Origin of the sequence: Caballeronia sp. LZ003 (genome assembly GCF_031451465.1) — a bacterium.
GTDB lineage: Bacteria > Pseudomonadota > Gammaproteobacteria > Burkholderiales > Burkholderiaceae > Caballeronia.
The window spans coordinates 941940-959653 of record NZ_JARUXJ010000004.1; the positions used below are offsets into that span (position 1 = coordinate 941940).

A 17714-nucleotide genomic window follows, 5' to 3' on the forward strand; every position below is an offset into this window, starting at 1 on the left:
TCGCGTTTAAAAGTCGATTGTGCCGAATGTGCGGGATTCTTGCCGAAGCGATCAGGCGAGCCGCGGATAGCCTTGCGCGATGGCATCGCGTTCGAGGTCGAGAATCGGCGCGTAGTCGGCGCGCGTGGGGCGCACGAAGCCGTCGAGCCGCAGCCGTTGCGCACGCGCGGGATGGTCGCGTACGGAATCCGCGAGCGCGGCGGCGAGCCGCTCGATGCCGTCTTGCGGAACCCGCTTCGAGGCGATGAAAGGCAGCGCGGGCGAACTCGCCGTCACGCCGATTTCCCTGACGCCTTCGGCTAGTTCCGGCACATGTTCGCGCACGTAAGCAAAGGTCACGCAGTCGATGGCGGCGACATCCGCGCTTCGGTCCGTCGCGAGCGCTTGAAGCGAAGCCAGATGCCCACCACTTCGCTCGACCGATGCGAAGAAGCGGCCTTCGCGGGCCAGCGGCGCGACCGCGTGACGCAGTAAGTTCATGCCGCTGTTGGAGTCGTCGCTGTTGTAGATGGCTCTGAGACCGCGACAGTCGGCGAGCGTCGTCGCCTGCGTGTGCTTTCCGGCGACGATCACGCTGCGATAGCTGCCGTTCGCGCAGCCGGGGACATCGAAATTGGGCGTGGCGACGAGTTGCACGCGGCCTTCGAGCGCGTGAACGAGCGGATAACCGCAGGTTTGCGACAAGAGCAGATCGTCGCGTTGCCAGAAAGTGGTGAGATCCGCGCCCGGATCGACGATGTCGAGCGTATCAGCGCGTTCGTCCAGCCAGTCTGTCACCCGCGCTTTCACGTCCGTCAGCAGCGCGCGCCAGTCGGCAGCCAGCGCGGGCGTGACGTTGTACATCGGAAGGGCGGTGATCCATTGCATGGGCGAGCTTTGCGAGAAGCGAGAGCGCTCTATCGTACAGGGCGGCTCGGCCGCAAGCCGATCTACGAAACCTTCGCCGAGCGCGAATCACGCGTGGACGCCGCAGCCCTGACGAGCACCGGCTGCCCGAAGCGCTTGGCCGCGCCGCGTTGCATCGCGTTCGTGCGCGTCGTGACGGCGGTATCGGCGATCCATTCCACCGGCGCGCGCGTCCCGCCCGCGAACGGATGCACCGGTGAAACCGCGCGCGCGAACGCATGCTTTTTGATCCACTCGCCGTACCCGCGCACGACAAATCCGCCATTGCTCGCGCCGTATGCTTCGCGCCGCTGCCGATACACCGCGCCCAGCGCAAACCACGGCACGCCGGGCAAGTCGTGATGCACCGAATGATAATTGTTGTTCAGAAACAGCAGTCGCCAGGGCCACGCGGCCTCGTTCAGAACGGTGCGTTCGCGGGCATCGCCTTCCGCCCGATGCTCCTGAAACGATCGCACCGAAGCCAGCGCCAGCGATGCATAGCCGACGCCGAACAGAAACGCGCGCCACGGAATGCCGCAACGGGCATCGAGCCACCATGCAAGCGCGGCAAGCGACGCTGCGTGCACGAGCCAGCTCGCGACGATCCGCCATTGACCCAGCGCGACCGCCTGCGCGGCTTCGCGCCACGAGGCGGCGATCGAGAACCATGGACCGATCAGCACGCGGCCCAAGAACGTATTGCGGGCAGCGAGAGCCGCGCGCAATACGACGCCCGCATTGGCCCACTGCTCCGGCGTGACGTAATAGCTTTCCGGGTCGCGGCCGGGCTCGGTCAGATGCGCGTCGTCGTGATGACGCAGATGCGAGTCGCGATACACCGCATACGGAAACCACACGGCGAGCGGCGCCAGGCCGAAAAGCATGTTGACGAGCGGCCAGCGCGTGGGATGTCCATGCAGCAGTTCGTGCTGCAGCGACATGTACCAGCACGAGAGCACCGCGAGCAGCGTGAGCGTGACCGGCAAGCCGAGCGTGCGCGCATGGAGCGCCACGCCGAACCAGCCGCTGTACACCGCGACGATCACGAGCCACGTCGGCCACGCGCTGCGCCAGCGCCACGTCGCGCGTTGTTCCTGGAGTTGCTCGCGTTGCACGTCGTCGAGATAGCGGGGCATGGCGAAAGTCGGGATAAGCGAAGTGCCATCCTAGCTGCGCGCTTCGATGCGCCCAACCAATGAATCCGCCTATGTTTTCCCCGCTCAGCGAATAGGAATAGGCAAAAAGTCATATATGCGGCAGGTCACGTGATTGCCCGGTGAACGCGCCGAACGCGCGGGAGTGGCCGCGCCGATTATTGGCCGCCCATCGAAGCGCGGTATCCTTTGACCCTTTGTGGCCCCAAATCCACCGACATGTCCCGATTTCACGACAGAGACGCCAACCCGAGCTACGGCGCGGTCATCGAGACTGCCGGGCGAATGGGCGCTTTCAGTCTGCGACGCAAGTCGACGCGCATGTTTGCCGGGCTCATCGTCTTCAATGTGCTCGCGTGGCTCTGGGCGCTCGTCGCGTTCCGGCACTATCCGGTGCTGCTCGGCACGTCGCTGCTGGCGTATTCGCTCGGACTGCGCCATGCCGTGGATGCCGATCACATCGCCGCTATCGATAACGTCACGCGCAAGATGATGCAGCAGGGTAAGCGTCCGCTTGGCGTCGGCATCTTCTTCTCGCTCGGCCATTCGACGGTCGTCGTGGTGGCGAGCGCGCTCATTGCCGCGACCGCGTTCGCCGTGCAGGGCCGCTTTGCGCAGTATCGTGAGATCGGCGCGGTGATCGGGACGTCCGTCTCCGCGCTTTTTCTCTTCGCCATCGCGGCGATGAATCTGTTCGTGCTGCGCGGCGTCTGGCGCGCATTCAGGCGCGTGCGTCGCGGCGAAGCATGGCGCGACGACGACGCCGATCTGCTGATGGCGGGCGGCGGACCGATCGCGCGCATCGCCCGGCCGCTTTTCCGCCTCATCAGCCGAAGCTGGCATATGTATCCGCTCGGCTTTCTCTTCGGACTCGGTTTCGATACGGCGACCGAGATCGGCCTCATGGGTATCGCCGCCGCGGAAGCCGCGCGCGGCATGCCGGTGTGGTCGATCCTCGTGTTTCCGGTGCTTTTCACCGCGGGCATGTCGCTCATCGATACCGCCGACAGCATGCTCATGGTCGGCGCCTATGGCTGGGCTTTCATGAAGCCGATCCGCAAGCTCTACTACAACCTCACGGTCACGCTGGTCTCGGTGCTGATCGCGGTGCTGATAGGCGGCATCGAAGCGCTCGGGTTGATCGCGGACCGGTTGCAACTGAAGGGCGGACTGTGGGACGCGGTCGCCGTGCTTTCCGAACACTTCGGCGCGCTCGGTTATGCAATCGTCGGTCTCTTCGCCGCGTGCTGGCTTATCTCAGCGCTGATCTACAAGTGGCGCGGCTATGATTCGCTCGATGGCGGCATCGTCCGCTAGAAATGTCTTCAAACTGACTCGTCGGGCATTCTTTCTGCTTGAAAGCTTCGCCGCCGCTCATCCGATCCCTGCATCGAGCGGCTTTCAGGGAGAAAAACATGTCACAGCCGCAACCCGGCGCGCAGCAAGAAGAAACATCCACCGAAGCTTCTCCCAAGGAAAGTTCCGCTGGCGCACAGTCGCCCAACCTCGATAACGCCGAGCGTGAACAGGCGGCCGAGCATTCGACGCCGCACGCGCTCGTCGTCCATGAAATCGTCCGCGAAGAAGGCGAGGCGGCGATGGAGCGGACCTTCGGCGCGCTGATGTGGTCGGCGCTTGCCGCTGGCCTTTCGATGGGTTTCTCGTTTCTCGTCCAGGCAATTCTCGAAAGCTCTTTACCGGAGACGAATTGGCGTTCGCTCATATCGAGCTTCGGCTATACGATCGGTTTCGTGTTCGTCGTGCTCGGACGCCAGCAGTTGTTCACCGAGAGCACGCTGACCGCTGTGTTGCCGGTGCTCACGCGCCGCGATATGAAGACGCTGTTCAAGACACTGCGGCTTTGGGCGATCGTGCTCGTCTTCAACCTTGTCGGCACGGCAATTTTCGCGGGCATTCTGCAGATCAAGGGCGTCTTCTCGCCGGAAGTCACCGAAGCGCTTGCCCACGTCGCCGAGATGCCGTTTTCCGCCGACTTCGGCGTGACGCTCGTGCGTGGTGTGTTTTCAGGTTGGCTGATCGCGTTGATGGTCTGGCTGCTGCCGAGCGCGCGCTCGGCGCGGCTGCTGACCATTTTGATCGTGACTTATACGGTTGCCGTGAGCAAGCTGACGCACGTGATCGCGGGATCGGTGGAAGCGGCCTATGCGGTGATGATCGGCGCGGCGAGTATCGGCGATTACTTTCTGGTCTTTATGATTCCGACCGTGATCGGCAATATGCTCGGCGGGATATCGCTCGTGGCGATCGTGAATCACGCGGCCATTGCGCCGGAAATCGAGGGAACGCCGCAAGGCGAGAAGTAGCGGATAGGCGTCGCAGGGCGTCGGGTACCGGCAACGCCCTGGTCGCTATCCGACCACACGCCTTATTTATTGTTGCCAGCTCCCGTGCCGTATAGACCGTTGTTGAACCCGCCCGCGCCATCGGTCTTGTGATCCTTGCCGGCGCTGGGGCCTCGCGCCGCGCCCGCCGCATCCTTCGATTGCGGCTTTTGCGACTCATGCACCGTCACGCCCGCCGGATTCGCACGCGAAGTCGAATCCGAGGCGCGACTGTCTTGCGAGTCGGAGCCGGAGCCCTGGACGATCTGCGCAAAGCCGTAAGTGCTGAACACCGTCGTGCCGATGGCAACAATAGCAGCGACCTTCTTCGAGGTGCGGTGTGATGTGATGGACATGGCGTTCCCTGTATGAATCGATGACCTTTCATCGAGCAGGAACGATGCCCGGCAGTGAGCACCGGAAACCCCTCGCGCAGCTTTCGCGTGAACGGATATGACAATAGCGCGCGCCGCAGCGCGGAATTTCGCGCCGCCCGGCGCGAGTGGCGAAAGCGGTTTTTAGGCCGCTTTCGCCCACAGCCTGTTCGTGGATTTCTTGCGGCTTCCCGGGCCGCTCGGCCCTTTGCTGCTCACGGAATCGAGCGCCGTCGAAAGCGCTTCGATGCGCTGCTTCTGCGCCGGCACGAGCGCGAATCCCGCCGATACCGCCGCAAGCCGCTCGCGCCAATAGTCGACGTTGAGCGTGCCGGAAGACTGGTTGTTCATCGTGCGAAGCTGCGCGACTGCGCGCTCGATATGCTGAAGTTCGAGATCCGCCATGGCCGAGGGCAAGAGACTGCCCTTGGTCTCACTTTTCTTTTTTTTCATTTGTGGTCTTCCTCTCGGCAGGCAAGCGCGCGATGAAATCGCTCATCGTCGCGCTACGCCGTAGCCGCTTCACCCCGTACCCCGATCACCCACGCCGGCTCTGGTCGAACCGTCGTGAGCGCCCCTTACTCGTCTTTGTTTTCACGACTCGCGCGGCGACGACATCCCCATGTCAACGCCTTGCGAATCGTTGAAAAAATAGTCGCAAACGGCGAGGCGGCGCTCCGTCTGGCATCGCACATTCAAGCAGGCGCGGTGCGGCGCTATGTGCGCTGCGCCGCGCAAAGGGCTGATGAGATTCGGAAGGATGCGGGACTACCCGCGAAGACGAAACTGCTACTCGGACGCGCGCTTGCCGCTGCGGCTGATCTGCGCTTCGAGCGCCTCGTCGAGCTTGCTGACCTTGCGCGGCTTGCCGGGCTCGCGCGCGTTGACGAAGGTGACGAAATCGTCCATTGGCATTGGCTCGGAGATCTTGCGCGAGCCTTCCGCCGATCGTTCGATTAGATAGAAGTAGCCGCCGGGCATGGAGACGGCCGCATAGTGCACGTTGCCGCTACGCGTTTTAAGCCGTTCGACGGCGTTGATGGCTTTGGTCGAGCGCATTTGAATTCAGGGCGCGCACTTCTTGCCAGCGCCTTCGATCCAAAGATTCGATGCGTGGCGCTCGCCGGGATAAAAGCGGTACGTGGTTTCGCCGTTGTCGTAGCGGACCTTGACGACGTTAGAATCACCGAATTCGAGCATGGTGCCCTGCGGGATTGGCGTCGACTTGTATTTGGTGTCGTGCTTCTTTGCTTCGTCGGTGATGCACTGGACGATTTCGCCGACCCGGTTATCCGTGGATGCGGCTTCGACTTCGGGTTGCCCGGCATCGGCATTATGGAAACGGCCGCACGCGGTAATGAGCAAAGGCAGCGCTAGCGCCGCGACATATTTCTTCATGAGTCTCCCGAATGACCGTTGTTCTCTGCGAACCCGCATTAGAGCACAGGGCCTTTACAGTTCGATAAGGCGGACATGCGGCAAGGTTCGCGCTCGATGATTTGGCAGCAAAGTGCGCGCCCGCTCAAGCATCCGGCGGCACGCCCAGCAATGGCAACGTCGCGCCGACGATGCCAGAGAACACCGGCCCCGCCACTGTCCCGCCGTAATACGTCGTGCCCGACGGCTCGTCGATCATTACCGCGACGATCACGCGTGGATCGCTCATCGGCGCGATGCCGACGAACGACGCGCGATACTTGTTCGCCGCATACGACCGCCCGATCTGCTTCCTCGCCGTGCCGGTCTTGCCGCCCACGCGATAGCCTTCGACCGCGGCGGCGCGGCCGGTGCCGTTCGGGCCCATCGCCATTTCCAGCATGTTGCGCACGGCCTTCGCGGTGGCGGGCTTCGTGACCTGCAACGGGTCGCGGCGCGTTTCGCCCTGAATCAGCGTGGCTGCGTGAAAGCGCCCGTCGCCAGCATAGGCCGTATAGATCTGCGCAATCTGCACGAGCGACAGCGACATGCCGTAGCCATAAGCCATGGTCGCCTGCTCGATCGGCTTCCAGCGCTCGGGCGCGCGCAACCTGCCGACCGCCGCGCCCGGAAAAGTCAGCTCCGGCGCGCGGCCGATGCCGTAATCGCGGTACTTGTCCCAGATGGTCTGCGCGGGAATCTGCAGCGCGAGCTTCGTGAGCGCGACGTTGCTCGACATCTGCACCGCCTCCGACACGGTGATGACGCCGTGATTCGACGTATCGTGGATCACGTTCGGGCCGATCTTGAGCGTGCCGGGCGACGTATCGATGCGCGTCTCCGGCCGCGTCTTGCCGAGGTCGATGGACAACGCGGCGACCAGCGGCTTGATGGTGGAGCCGGGCTCGAAGGTATCGGTGAGCGCGCGATTGCGCAGTTGCTCTCCGGTCAAATGGCTGCGGTCGTTCGGGTCGAAGGTCGGATAGTTGGCGAGCGCGAGCACTTCGCCGGTCTTGGCGTCGAGCACGACGACACTGCCCGCGCGTGCCCGATGCTTCGCAATCGCCGCCTTCAGATGCGTATGCGCAAGCTGCTGAATGCGCCGGTCGATGGTGAGCGCAATGGTCTCGCCGTTTTGCGGCAAGTCGGGCTCGCCGATCTGCGAGATCACGCGCCCGAGCCGGTCGCGAATCACTTCGCGCTGACCCGCTTCGCCTGTCAGACGCGCGTTCGCCGCGAGTTCGACGCCTTCCTGACCGTTGTCCTCGTTGTCGGTGAAGCCGACGATATGCGCCGCCGATTCGCCTTCCGGATAAAAGCGCTTGGTGTCCGGCACGAGCGTGATGCCCGCGCGCCCAATCTGCGCGATCTTCTCCGCTGTCTCGGCCTCCACTTGCCGCCTGAGCAATACAAAGCTGCGGCCGGTTTCGACGCGTCTTTGCAAATCGCGCGCGGGCATGCCGAGCAGTTGGGCAATGTCGTCGCCGCGCGTGCCGTCGAAGAGTTTCGGGCTTGCCCAGACTTCATACGTCGACAGGCTGACGGCGAGCATGGCGCCGTGACGGTCCACTATCTTTCCGCGCGTCGCCTGCAAGGAGAGCGTGCGCTGATAGCGCTTCTGACCTTCGCCGATATAGAACTCGCGGTCGACCACCTGCACCCACGCCGCTCGTCCGGCGAGCGCGAAAAAAGCCGCGGCAAGGCCGATCACCACGAGTTGCGAACGCCACGCGGGCAACTGCCGCGCGAGCATCGTACTGCGATGATGAGTCTGAAAATCGCTGCCGCCGCGCGTCTTTTTCTTGAGCATCGTGGTCTCGTGCGTGTGCTGGGAGTGGGATCGGCGTTGCGCTCGATGCGTTACGGAAGCCGCGCGAGCGCGCCATCGAGATCGGCGGCGTCCGGCAGACGAATGGCGAACTCGTCCGACAGCACACGCCTTAGTTCTTCTATCGTCTTCAGTTCGCGATGACTCGTGCCTTCGCGGTCGTCGTGCACGCTCAGGCGCCGGTTGAAAAGCCCGTAACGCTTGCCGGGCGCAAGACGTGCCGCGAGCAGGTTGTTCACGAAGACGGAACTCGGGTAAGTCGACACGAAATGGTTCGACATCTCGTAGTCGACGTCATATTGCGGATCGAGGTCGAAGCGATAGACCGGCTTCCAGTCGCCGTCGATATAGGCGTTCAAAATGTAGCCCGGCAGCATGGTTCCGGTTTCGATGCCGTCGAGCCGGAACGCGCCATGCGGCGTGATCTGTTCAAGCCCGGACTTGAGCGCGAGCGGCGCGGAGAGCGTCATGCCGCCGAAACCGACATCCGTGAGGAAGGGACCTTCGTCGAGATCGACGATCAGCAGCATGTGGGCACGCGGCGGCATGGCGGGATCGTCGCGGCCCCACAGCACACGTCCCGCGTAACCTCGCGCGCGAAAACCGAGCGCTTCTAGTACCCTGCGGAACAGCAGATTGTGTTCGTAGCAATAGCCGCCGCGCGCATTGGTCACGAGCTTGCGCTGAACCGAGGCAAGATCTAGGCGAACGGGACGGCCGAGCAGGACATCGAGATTTTCGAACGGGATGGCTTGCGGGTGCAGCGCATGCAAGGCGCGCAGTGTTTCGAGCGTGGCCGCCGTATGCTGCGTTTGTTCGTAGCCGATGCGTTTGTAATAGGCGGGCAGGTCGATCTTGGTATCGTCGGCATTCATGTGAGGTCCGTGTCGTATTGATGGTTGATGATGACGCATGCCCCGCACCGCCCGTACCCACGCCGCTGGCGCGCATATTTTACGACACGTAAGGTTGCGAATTACAAAAACCATACGTTTTTATTGCTTCTACCGCAAAGCACTGCAAGCTTTTGAACTGTGCCGCGTCGCTCGGGGTCTGTCCTGAGTACTGCACAAAACGATCAAGGGGCGAACGAGTCATGCCGAACGAGAACAACGAAGCACAGCAATCGAATCCAACGCAATTGAGCGGGCAAAAGCCGGAACAGGCCACGCCGCTTGCCGGCAAGCATCCCGCGCCGCCTTGCACGCTGGTCATCTTCGGCGCGGGCGGCGATCTCACCAAGCGGCTCCTGATGCCCGCGCTCTACAACCTCGCATCGGATGGCTTGCTCGACGACGGCATGCAGATCATCGGCGTCAATCATGGCGAGCGCGAAACCGCCGACTGGCGCGATGAGCTGACGCAGTCGCTACGCAAGTTCGCCGCCGACAAAGCGAGCACGTTCCACACGTCGCAACTCAACGAAAAAGCGTGGAGCTGGGTCACCGAGCGGCTCGAATACTTCGCGGGCGAATTCACCGAAGACGAAACCTTCGAGCGCCTCAAAAGCCGGCTCGCAAAGGCCAAGGGCGGCAACGTCGTGTTCTATCTGGCGGTGAGCTCGCGGTTCTTCGGGCCTATCGTCGAGCATCTCGGCAGCGCGGGCCTGCTGGAAGAGAAGGACGGCAGCTTCCGCCGCCTCGTCATCGAGAAGCCGTTCGGTACCGACCTGGCCACGGCGCAGGAGCTCAATCGCTGCATTCTTTCGTATGCGTCGGAGTCGCAGGTTTATCGCATCGACCATTTTCTCGGCAAGGACACGGTGCAGAGCATTCTCGCCGTGCGCTTCGCCAACGCCATGTTCGAGCCGATGTGGCGGCGCGAGTACATCGATCACGTGCAGATCACGGCGGCGGAAACCATCGGCGTGGAAGGGCGCGGCAGCTTCTACGAACAGACCGGCGCATTTCGCGACATGCTGCCGAACCATCTGTTCCAGTTGCTCGGCATGGTGGCGATGGAGCCGCCCAATTCCTTCGACGCCGAAACCGTGCGCGACAAGAAAGCCGAGGTGTTCGATGCAATCGTGCCGCTGCATCCTAAAGACGTCGTATTCGGCCAGTACGAGGCCGGTCCAGCGGGCAAGGGTTACAAGGAAGAAGACGGCGTCGCGAAAGACAGCCGCACCGAAACCTATGCCGCGGCGCGCGTCTATGTGGACAACTGGCGCTGGGCGGGCGTGCCGTTTTACTTGCGCACTGGCAAGCGTTTGACCGAGCGCCGCACGGAGATTTCGATCTATCTCAAGGCCGTGCCGTTTCGCCTGTTCCGCGACACGCCCGTCGATGAACTCACGCCCAACGTCTTCACGCTGCGTATCGATCCGGCGCACGGCACGAGTTTCGACTTCAACGTGAAGGTGCCGGGACCGATCATGCAGATCGGCGCGGTGCGCTCGGCGTTCAATTACGGCGATTTCTTCGCGGAGCGCGCCAACGTCGGTTACGAAACGCTGCTCTACGACTGCATGCTCGGCGACGAGACGCTGTTTCAGCGCGCGGACAGCATCGAGACGGCATGGGCCGCGGTGGACGACGTACTGCATCCGCATGACGGCGAGGTCGAGGTGCACGGGTATCCGGCCGGTAGCGCGGGGCCCGAGGCATCCGACAAGCTGCTCGCAGCCGATGGCCGCGCGTGGCGCTCGCTTACCGACACCATCAAGAAAACCGACTGATCAAGGGGACGAAAAGCGTGAGCACGACATCCGTAGCGAAAAAAACCAAGAGCCGCACGACCATCGACAAAGGCGCCGCGCGCGCCGAGCGCATTCTCGCCATCGACGTGGGCGGCACGGGCTTGAAAGCCGCAATCATCTCGGAAGAAGGCGAAATGAAGAGCGATCGCCTGCGCGTGGCCACGCCGCATCCGGCGACGCCCGAAGTGCTCGTCGATACGCTCATCAAGCTGGTCGAGCCGCTCGTTGCCGAACCGCCGACGCATATTTCCATCGGCTTTCCGGGCGTGGTGCGCAACAACGTCGTCCTGACCGCGCCCAATCTCGGCAACGAATACTGGAACGGCATCCCGCTCGCGGATTTGATCTCGCAGCGCGTCGGCGGCGTGCCCGTGCGCATGATCAACGATGCCGAAATGCAGGGGCTCGCGGCTATCGAAGGGCGCGGCCTGGAGTTCGTGCTGACGCTTGGCACCGGCGCCGGCACCGCGCTCTTTCGCGACGGCGAACTCATGCCGCATCTGGAACTCGCGCATCATCCAGTGTCGAAGAAGGGCGACGCGTATGACCAATACATCGGCGCGGCGGCGCGCGAGAAGGCGGGCAATAAACGCTGGAACAAGCGCGTTCAGAAGGTCATCGGCATTCTGTCGTCGCTCGTGAATTACGACAAGCTGTGGATCGGCGGCGGCAATGCCGCGAATCTGAAGTTCGAGTTACCGCCGAACGTGGCGGTGGTGTCGAACGCGGCGGGCATCGAAGGCGGCGCGAAGCTCTGGCATCCGCGTTCCGTGCGGGAAACGCGTCAGTTGCCGCATTTCAATGCGCAGCACGCGGACAAGGAAAAGGGAGCGCAAGCATGAGCGCCGCCGATATCCGCTACGGCCTCCATAGCGCAACCGGCGACGGCGCCGCCGCGTTCGAGGCGCTCGCGAAGGTCGAACTCGTCGTCACCGATTGCGACGGCACGCTGCTCTACACCGACAAGACGCTCGGCGACAAAGCCGTCGACGCCGTGCGGCGCCTGCGCGAAGCGGGCGTGCAGTTCACGGTGGCGAGCAGCCGGCCGGGCAAGGGCATGCGTCATATCGTGAAGACGCTCGGCGTGGATTTGCCGTTTGGGTCCTACAACGGCGGCAGTCTGGTTCAGCCGGGAACGTGGGAAACGTTCGCCGCGCACAAACTGCCGCGCGATGCCGTGCAGACCGCGCTGGACACGCTTGCCGAAACGGGCGTGGATGCCTGGGTGTTCATCGACGATAACTGGTACTTGACCAATCCCGATGGCGAATACGTGCCGCTCGAAACGCGCACCGTGGGCTACGAAGGCGTGCGCGTACAGCGCTTCGACGAACTCGATCTGTCGGCGGTGGACAAGATCGTCGGTTCGACTTCGAATGCGACGCTGATCGAACAGGTCGAGAAACGGTTGGAGGAGCGGCTGAAGGATCGCGCACACGCGGCGCGTTCGCAAACCTATTACCTCGATGTCACGAGCCTCGAAGCTAATAAGGGCGACGCCGTGCGCGAGCTGGCGAAGCGCGCGAATGTGCCGCTGGATCGTGTGGCCGTGCTCGGCGACATGGGCAACGATGTCGCCATGTTCGAGATCGCGGGTGTGTCGATTGCCATGGGGCAAGCGTCGGAGGCCGTGCAACGGCGCGCGAGCCTGGTTTCGGCAAGCAATGACGAAGACGGTTTCGCTATCGGCCTCGACGCCATATTGGCGATGCGGGCCGCTCGATAGCTCGATTAAGCGAAATGTACAGACATCGACGCGTGGCGCAGCCGTGGCGGTTTGCCCGACCGGGCTGGCTAGCGGCCGCGTCGAAGTTGTGAAGATCCGCTCAAGGTAATGCACGCGTTTGCCGCGGATCGGGCGGGCGCGTTCCTGATCAAACCGTTACCGCATGTACGACGTTCCTGCTTAACGACGGCGCATCGGCGCACGCGGGCCGCCGCTGCCTGCGCGTTCGTCCTTGTGCCGGAAGTTGATACGGCCCTTGGTCAGGTCGTACACCGACAATTCCAGCGTCACGCGGTCGCCCGCGAGAATACGAATGTGGTTTTTGCGCATGCGGCCCGAGGCGTATGCGCCCACGACGACGCCATTGTCCAGCGTCACGCGGTAGCGACTGTCGGGAAGCACTTCATCAACGATACCGTCGAGTTCGAGTAGTTCTTCTTTCGCCATATGGAGCTCCTGTTGAAGTAGTAATCATGGGTGCCGCGCCATTGCCACAGTGCCTCGCCGCGGAAGTCGCCAAAAAGGCGGGCGGCGCTGCACGGGCGTGGTCGCTGCAGGGCGGCGTGCATCGCAAACAAAGCGCGAAAGCGGTGCCCGACGCGCCCCTGACGATGAGCGCGCCGCGTCTCAATTCAGGCCCGAGAGCTTGACGGACAGAGGCCGGAACGACATGGCGGCTCGGAAGTGAGCGCCTGGCCGGCATGACCGGGACGGCGACATCGGCGTGGCCAAGGCCGTGCAGGACCTTGAAATTTGCCGACGTGCGGTTGGTGCGGTACAGGTGAAGCTTAGAGTGAACGTGTCGAATGCGCGCTGGCAACAGTCTGGAGGAAATATGAGGCCGTTTCGCGTCAATTCAAGCTACCAGCTCAGAACCGGTGAGCCTGCCGACAGACCCTGGAGCGCCTCGCGCCGACATGTTCTGTTAGACAAATGAAATCGCGCTTTGGTTCCGTTTTGGCGCCAGGCGCGAGCTCTGCAAGACAGCATTATAGCCAACCTGCCTTCTTGAAGCGCCAATATAGTACTAAATCCACCGCTAGCATGACAGCAAGACACGCAGGATAGCCGTAAGCCCAGTCCAGCTCGGGTATGCGATGGAAGTTCATCCCGTAGATGCCGGCGATCATGGTCGGTACGGCAAAGAGCGCGGCGAACGAACCGAGACGCTTGGTTACTTCGCTTTCCGAGAGCGCGATCAGGCCGAGATTCACCTGTATCGCGGTGACGATCATTTCGCGACGTCCTTCGATGGTCTTCACGATTCGCAACAAGTGATCGTACACATCGCGGAAATATTCCTGCATGCCCGCGCACACCCCCGGAGAGCGTCCGCCATACAGTTTGCTGACTGCTTCGAGCAACGGCGCCGTGTGATGTTGCAAGATCGTCATGCGGCGCTTGAGCGAATAGAGATCTTCGATGATCTCGCGCGAAGCCGTCGAGCCGTTCTGTTCGAAGATGCGCTCCTCGACTTCATCGAGTTCCGAGCCGAGCGATTCCAGCACGGGAAAGTAACGATCGACCACCGCGTCGAGCAGCGCGTACATCACGAACGCCGGACCGTGCTTGAGCAAATGCGGCTCGCGCTCGCAGCGCTTTCTGACTTCCTGAAAGCCTTGCGTTGTCCGGTTACGCACCGAGAGCACATAGTTCTTGCCGACGAATACGTTCATCTCGCCAACGAGCACTTCGCCTTCTTCATCGAACTCGACAGTGTGGAACACGGCGAATAGCGAATCGCCGTATTCCTCGATCTTCGGACGTTGATGGCCGTTTTGCGCGTCTTCAACCGCGAGTTCGTGCAAGCCGAACTGATGCGTCATGTGGGCGAGTTCGCCGGGACCAGGTTCCTTCAATGCAACCCAGATGAAAGAATCGGGCAGATCGCGATAAGCGTTGATATCGTCGATATGCACGTCCGCGAGCTTCCGGCCGTTTTGATAAGCCGCGCAATTGACCAGCATGGGGCGCCCTTGTTGTGTCGATGTCACGGGCCACGCGTCGATGGGCGCTCGGGCCGCGTCATGTACGAGCGACATGCGAGGGCGCGAGCGCGTGGCCTCTTCATCTCTCGAATCTTAGCGGAAATGCCTCGCCTTGCATGCTCGCTGTTTCCCTTGCTGCAAGAACGCGACGCCTTATTTCGCCGAGTAATCGAGTACGGGAATGGGTTCGGGCGCGGGCAGCGTGGGGACGAGGCCGCCTTGCATCGAATCGAGCCGAGTCAGCTTGCCTTCTACGGTCGCGCCGACATCCATGCGCAACTTTTGATAGTAGATGTTGCCGTGCACGTGAGCGTTGGACTGAAGCTCGACGAAATTCGCGACGGTGACGTCGCCGACCACGCGTCCGTTGATGATCACATCGTGCGCGACGACGTTGCCGTGAATCGCGCCCTGATCGCTCACGACGAGCAGCGACTCGTCGCCCATGCGGCCCGTCACGTTGCCAGTGACCTGACCGTCCATACGCAGGCCCTCGCTGAATTCGAGGTCGCCCGAGATATGAACGTTATGCGCGATGAGCGTGGCGAGCTTGGCTTGCTTCACGCCTTGAGTGTCTTTCTTCGATGAAAACATATCGAGTCCTTGCAATGCTGTTTGGATGTGACGAGCGACGCCGGCGGCGCTGCGAGAAGCGCATCAACGCTGTTTCTTGAGGAAGGCGAGATCGGTCTGTAATTTCTCGATCTGCGCGGTGGCCTGCGCCGCGCGTTGTTCGAGCGCCGTGCGCGTTGCGGCTTCCTGTTCGAGCGCGAATTGCGCATGCTGAAGTTGATCGCGCAACGTCTGTTCGGGGGCGGGCGGCGCGCACAGCACGTCGAGCTTGCGCGCCTGTTCGTGCGAAGTCTTGAGCGAATAGCCGGCAGCGCCGAGCGCGGCGATGGCGCAGACCGCGGCGATGACGCCCGGTACGAACGCGAGACTGCGCTTGGGCGTGAGCGAGTAGGTGTGGCGCGCGAGTTGCATCGACGCCCGTTTGGAATCAGCCTTGCGCATGAGCGATGCCCCTGAAAAGCATGAGATAGGGCTTCGGATTGATCTGCGCGCCATCGAGGATCACCTCGAAGTGCAGATGCGGTCCGGTCGAACGCCCCGTGGAACCGACTTCGGCGATCTCTTGTCCCGGCATCACGTACTCGCCCTGATGCACGAGCAGTTTCGATGCATGGCCGTAACGCGTGACGACGCCGTTGCTGTGACGGATATCCACCGCATTGCCATAGCCGGAATGCTCGCCGGCCTGGACCACGCGACCGCCCGCACTCGCGAGAATGGGTGTGCCCGTGGGCGCGACCAGATCCATGCCGGGATGGAAACTGAGCCTGCCGGTGAACGGGTCGAAGCGATTGCCGTAAGGCGAGCCGAAGTGCGAGCCCGGCGCGGGATCGCGGCCGGGGTAGGCCATGTAGGCGGCGTAGTGTGCAAAGGTCTTGTCCTGGAGCAGCGAGAGTTTGTCGCCGATACAGTCGATGATCTGCTCGGCGCGCTTCATGCGCTGCCGGGGCGAGCCGGTCGCGCTGCTGTTCGTATCGCAAAGATGCGGCGGCAATTCAGGGCCGCCCGCGCCATCGAGTGCGGGGCCGCCTTCGTCGCTATCGGGCAGCGGCGGGACGTCGTGGACACCGGGTGCTCCGCCCTCGCCGCCGTTCGCGGCCTTGAGGTGAGCGTCGAAATCGTGCAGTTCGCCGACTTGCGCGGCAAGACTTTCCACGCGCGGCGCGAGTTCGATCAGCGAGGCATTGAGACGGCCGAGTTGTTCGATCTCGTAGGAATTGCGCGAGACGAGCGCGTGTTCCTCGCCGAGATGACTGCGCCCGAAGATCGTGCCGATGGCAATGCCGAGCGCGAACGCCGCGATGAGCAGCGCGATCAGCGCGACGACGGCGATTGCACGCGCGGTACGCGCTTCGACGAAGCGAATGCGCTTGCTCGATACCGATCGCCGTGACCAGATGACGAAAGCCATTAGCGAGACGCGCGAGCAGAACGGGCGTCGTGAGCCCGTGCGGATTGAAGCAGGATGAAACTAGGCGAAAGCATGAGGATAGGAGGATCGCGGCGCGGATCGAACATGGAAACCGGCCGGCGATTATGCCGCACGAATGCGCGTATTTGAGGTCTCGAATCAAAATGCTACGAATTCCGTATTTTGCCTTATTTCTCTCGGAATTAATCAGGATGTCTTGACGTCGACCCACGTCATGTTCGAGTCGCTGCCCATGAGAAACGCGCGATTGGCGTCCGCTGCTTCGCGCAAGTAATCCCACACTGTCGTGATGCGTCTGAGCTTGCGCAAGTCCTCGCGGCAAGAAAGATAGAACGCCCGCGTCACTTCGACTTGCTCCGGCAACACCGCCACGAGTCGCGCATCCGGCGCGGCCATGAAGCACGGCAGAATGGCGAGCGCGCGGCCCTGCAACGCGGCGAAGTACTGCCCGATCACGCTCGTGCTGCGAAAGCGCGAAACCGCGCCCGGCACCGCGCGCTCCAGATAGAGCAGCTCGTAGCTGAAGGCGAGATCGTCGATATAACTCGCGAAACGATGACGCGGCAGATCGTCCTTCGTCTGGATGCGCGGATGCGCGTCGAGATATTCGGCGGTGGCGTAGAGCTTGAGCCGGTAATCGCAGAGCTTCGTGTAGACGTACTGGCCTTGCTCCGGGCGTTCGAGCGTGACGGCGATATCCGCTTCGCGTTTCGAGAGACTCACGAAATGCGGCACGGGCAGCAGATCGATGGAGATGTTCGGATGCGCATCTTGAAAGCGCGCGAGTTGCGGCGCGAGAAAGAAGCAGCCGAAACCTTCCGTCGAGCCGACACGCACGTGGCCGGACAGCGCGTGGCCCGTGTTGGCGATCTGCTCGGTGGCGGACTGTACCGTGGTCTCGATCGAATCGACGAAACCGAGCAGATGTTGTCCCTCCGCCGTGAGGACGAAACCGCCACTGCGAGATTTATCGAAGAGCAGCGCGCCGAGTGCGTCTTCCAGCACGCGAATGCGCCGCGCGACCGTCGTGTAATCCACGCCCAGCCGCTTGGCGGCGTGGCTCGCGCGCTGCGTGCGGGCAACTTCGAGGAAATAGCGCAGGTCGTCCCAGTTGAGTTTGCTTAGATCGAAGTTCGTGTGTTTTTGCATATCGATCGGGTGTTTTTATGGCGCGTCGATGGACTTTTGCATAACTATACTCAAGGGTATGACTGCGCTGCATGACGGCGCGCCGATAACGATTCCGGAGACGACATGCTCATTCCCTTGCCGCTGGCCTTCTGGCGCGTCCCGTC

Annotated in this window: 19 protein-coding genes; 5 read left to right on the plus strand and 14 right to left on the minus strand. The window is 62.4% G+C overall.

Features of this window, described 5'->3' with window-relative positions; translation table 11 throughout:
- Window positions 1-51: 51 nt before the first annotated feature.
- Window positions 52-867: a PhnD/SsuA/transferrin family substrate-binding protein gene (locus QCE79_RS28415; RefSeq protein WP_309849585.1), complete on the minus strand. Its 816-nt coding sequence runs from the start codon at window positions 865-867 to the stop codon at window positions 52-54.
- A 62-nt stretch (window positions 868-929) separates the two neighbouring features.
- Complete coding sequence (locus QCE79_RS28420) at window positions 930-2024, minus strand: fatty acid desaturase (protein WP_309849587.1); 1095 nt, start codon at window positions 2022-2024, stop codon at window positions 930-932.
- A gap of 303 nt (window positions 2025-2327) precedes the next feature.
- Between QCE79_RS28420 and QCE79_RS28425 the strand changes: the two genes are divergently transcribed.
- Window positions 2328-3359 (plus strand): HoxN/HupN/NixA family nickel/cobalt transporter, encoded by a 1032-nt coding sequence (locus QCE79_RS28425; protein WP_309850643.1) that lies wholly within the window; start codon window positions 2328-2330, stop codon window positions 3357-3359.
- 98 nt (window positions 3360-3457) lie between these two features.
- The gene (locus tag QCE79_RS28430; protein WP_309849590.1) at window positions 3458-4366 is read left to right on the plus strand and encodes a formate/nitrite transporter family protein; all 909 of its coding nucleotides are present in this window, start codon (window positions 3458-3460) and stop codon (window positions 4364-4366) included.
- Between the two features lie 62 nt (window positions 4367-4428).
- On the opposite strand, the gene QCE79_RS28435 is transcribed toward QCE79_RS28430, so the two are convergent.
- The 6 genes from QCE79_RS28435 to QCE79_RS28460 all read right to left on the minus strand — a co-directional run bounded on the left by QCE79_RS28435 (window position 4429) and on the right by QCE79_RS28460 (window position 8877).
- On the minus strand, window positions 4429-4740 hold the full coding sequence (locus QCE79_RS28435) for a beta-xylosidase (RefSeq protein ID WP_309849593.1): 312 nt from the start codon (window positions 4738-4740) through the stop codon (window positions 4429-4431).
- A 162-nt stretch (window positions 4741-4902) separates the two neighbouring features.
- Window positions 4903-5211 (minus strand): hypothetical protein, encoded by a 309-nt coding sequence (locus QCE79_RS28440; protein WP_244828399.1) that lies wholly within the window; start codon window positions 5209-5211, stop codon window positions 4903-4905.
- Between the two features lie 336 nt (window positions 5212-5547).
- On the minus strand, window positions 5548-5817 hold the full coding sequence (locus tag QCE79_RS28445) for a hypothetical protein (RefSeq protein WP_309849596.1): 270 nt from the start codon (window positions 5815-5817) through the stop codon (window positions 5548-5550).
- A gap of 6 nt (window positions 5818-5823) precedes the next feature.
- On the minus strand, window positions 5824-6156 hold the full coding sequence (locus QCE79_RS28450; protein ID WP_250493267.1) for a hypothetical protein: 333 nt from the start codon (window positions 6154-6156) through the stop codon (window positions 5824-5826).
- A 124-nt stretch (window positions 6157-6280) separates the two neighbouring features.
- On the minus strand, window positions 6281-7984 hold the full coding sequence (locus QCE79_RS28455; protein WP_250466788.1) for a penicillin-binding protein 2: 1704 nt from the start codon (window positions 7982-7984) through the stop codon (window positions 6281-6283).
- Window positions 7985-8034: 50 nt separating this feature from the next.
- Window positions 8035-8877 (minus strand): arylamine N-acetyltransferase, encoded by an 843-nt coding sequence (locus QCE79_RS28460; protein ID WP_250466790.1) that lies wholly within the window; start codon window positions 8875-8877, stop codon window positions 8035-8037.
- Window positions 8878-9098: 221 nt separating this feature from the next.
- On the opposite strand from QCE79_RS28460, the gene zwf reads away from it, so the two are divergent.
- The 3 genes from zwf to QCE79_RS28475 are packed head-to-tail and all read left to right on the plus strand — an operon-like array spanning window position 9099 to window position 12426.
- Window positions 9099-10679 carry a glucose-6-phosphate dehydrogenase gene (gene zwf / locus QCE79_RS28465; RefSeq protein ID WP_309849604.1) on the plus strand — a complete coding sequence of 527 codons (1581 nt, stop codon included), beginning with the start codon at window positions 9099-9101 and terminating at the stop codon, window positions 10677-10679.
- Between the two features lie 17 nt (window positions 10680-10696).
- Entirely contained in the window at window positions 10697-11542 is an 846-nt protein-coding gene (locus QCE79_RS28470; RefSeq protein ID WP_250526624.1) for an ROK family protein, read from the plus strand.
- Entirely contained in the window at window positions 11539-12426 is an 888-nt protein-coding gene (locus QCE79_RS28475; RefSeq protein ID WP_309849607.1) for an HAD family hydrolase, read from the plus strand. Before QCE79_RS28470 ends, QCE79_RS28475 begins: the two co-directional genes overlap by 4 nt.
- A 180-nt stretch (window positions 12427-12606) precedes the next feature.
- Here the strand turns inward: QCE79_RS28475 and infA are convergent, their stop codons facing one another.
- The 6 genes from infA to QCE79_RS28505 form a co-directional block, all read right to left on the minus strand.
- A complete protein-coding gene (infA, locus tag QCE79_RS28480) occupies window positions 12607-12873 on the minus strand; it encodes a translation initiation factor IF-1 (RefSeq protein WP_244828391.1) in 267 nt (88 codons plus the stop codon).
- A gap of 542 nt (window positions 12874-13415) precedes the next feature.
- A complete protein-coding gene (gene corA / locus QCE79_RS28485) occupies window positions 13416-14393 on the minus strand; it encodes a magnesium/cobalt transporter CorA (protein ID WP_244829707.1) in 978 nt (325 codons plus the stop codon).
- Between the two features lie 174 nt (window positions 14394-14567).
- Window positions 14568-15008 carry a polymer-forming cytoskeletal protein gene (locus QCE79_RS28490; protein WP_309849611.1) on the minus strand — a complete coding sequence of 147 codons (441 nt, stop codon included), beginning with the start codon at window positions 15006-15008 and terminating at the stop codon, window positions 14568-14570.
- Between the two features lie 63 nt (window positions 15009-15071).
- Complete coding sequence (locus tag QCE79_RS28495) at window positions 15072-15428, minus strand: hypothetical protein (protein WP_244828388.1); 357 nt, start codon at window positions 15426-15428, stop codon at window positions 15072-15074.
- Window positions 15415-16398 (minus strand): M23 family metallopeptidase, encoded by a 984-nt coding sequence (locus QCE79_RS28500; RefSeq protein ID WP_309849614.1) that lies wholly within the window; start codon window positions 16396-16398, stop codon window positions 15415-15417. The genes QCE79_RS28495 and QCE79_RS28500 overlap by 14 nt, the downstream gene beginning before the upstream one ends.
- A gap of 207 nt (window positions 16399-16605) precedes the next feature.
- A complete protein-coding gene (locus QCE79_RS28505; RefSeq protein ID WP_309849616.1) occupies window positions 16606-17568 on the minus strand; it encodes a LysR family transcriptional regulator in 963 nt (320 codons plus the stop codon).
- Between the last annotated feature and the right edge of the window lie 146 nt (window positions 17569-17714).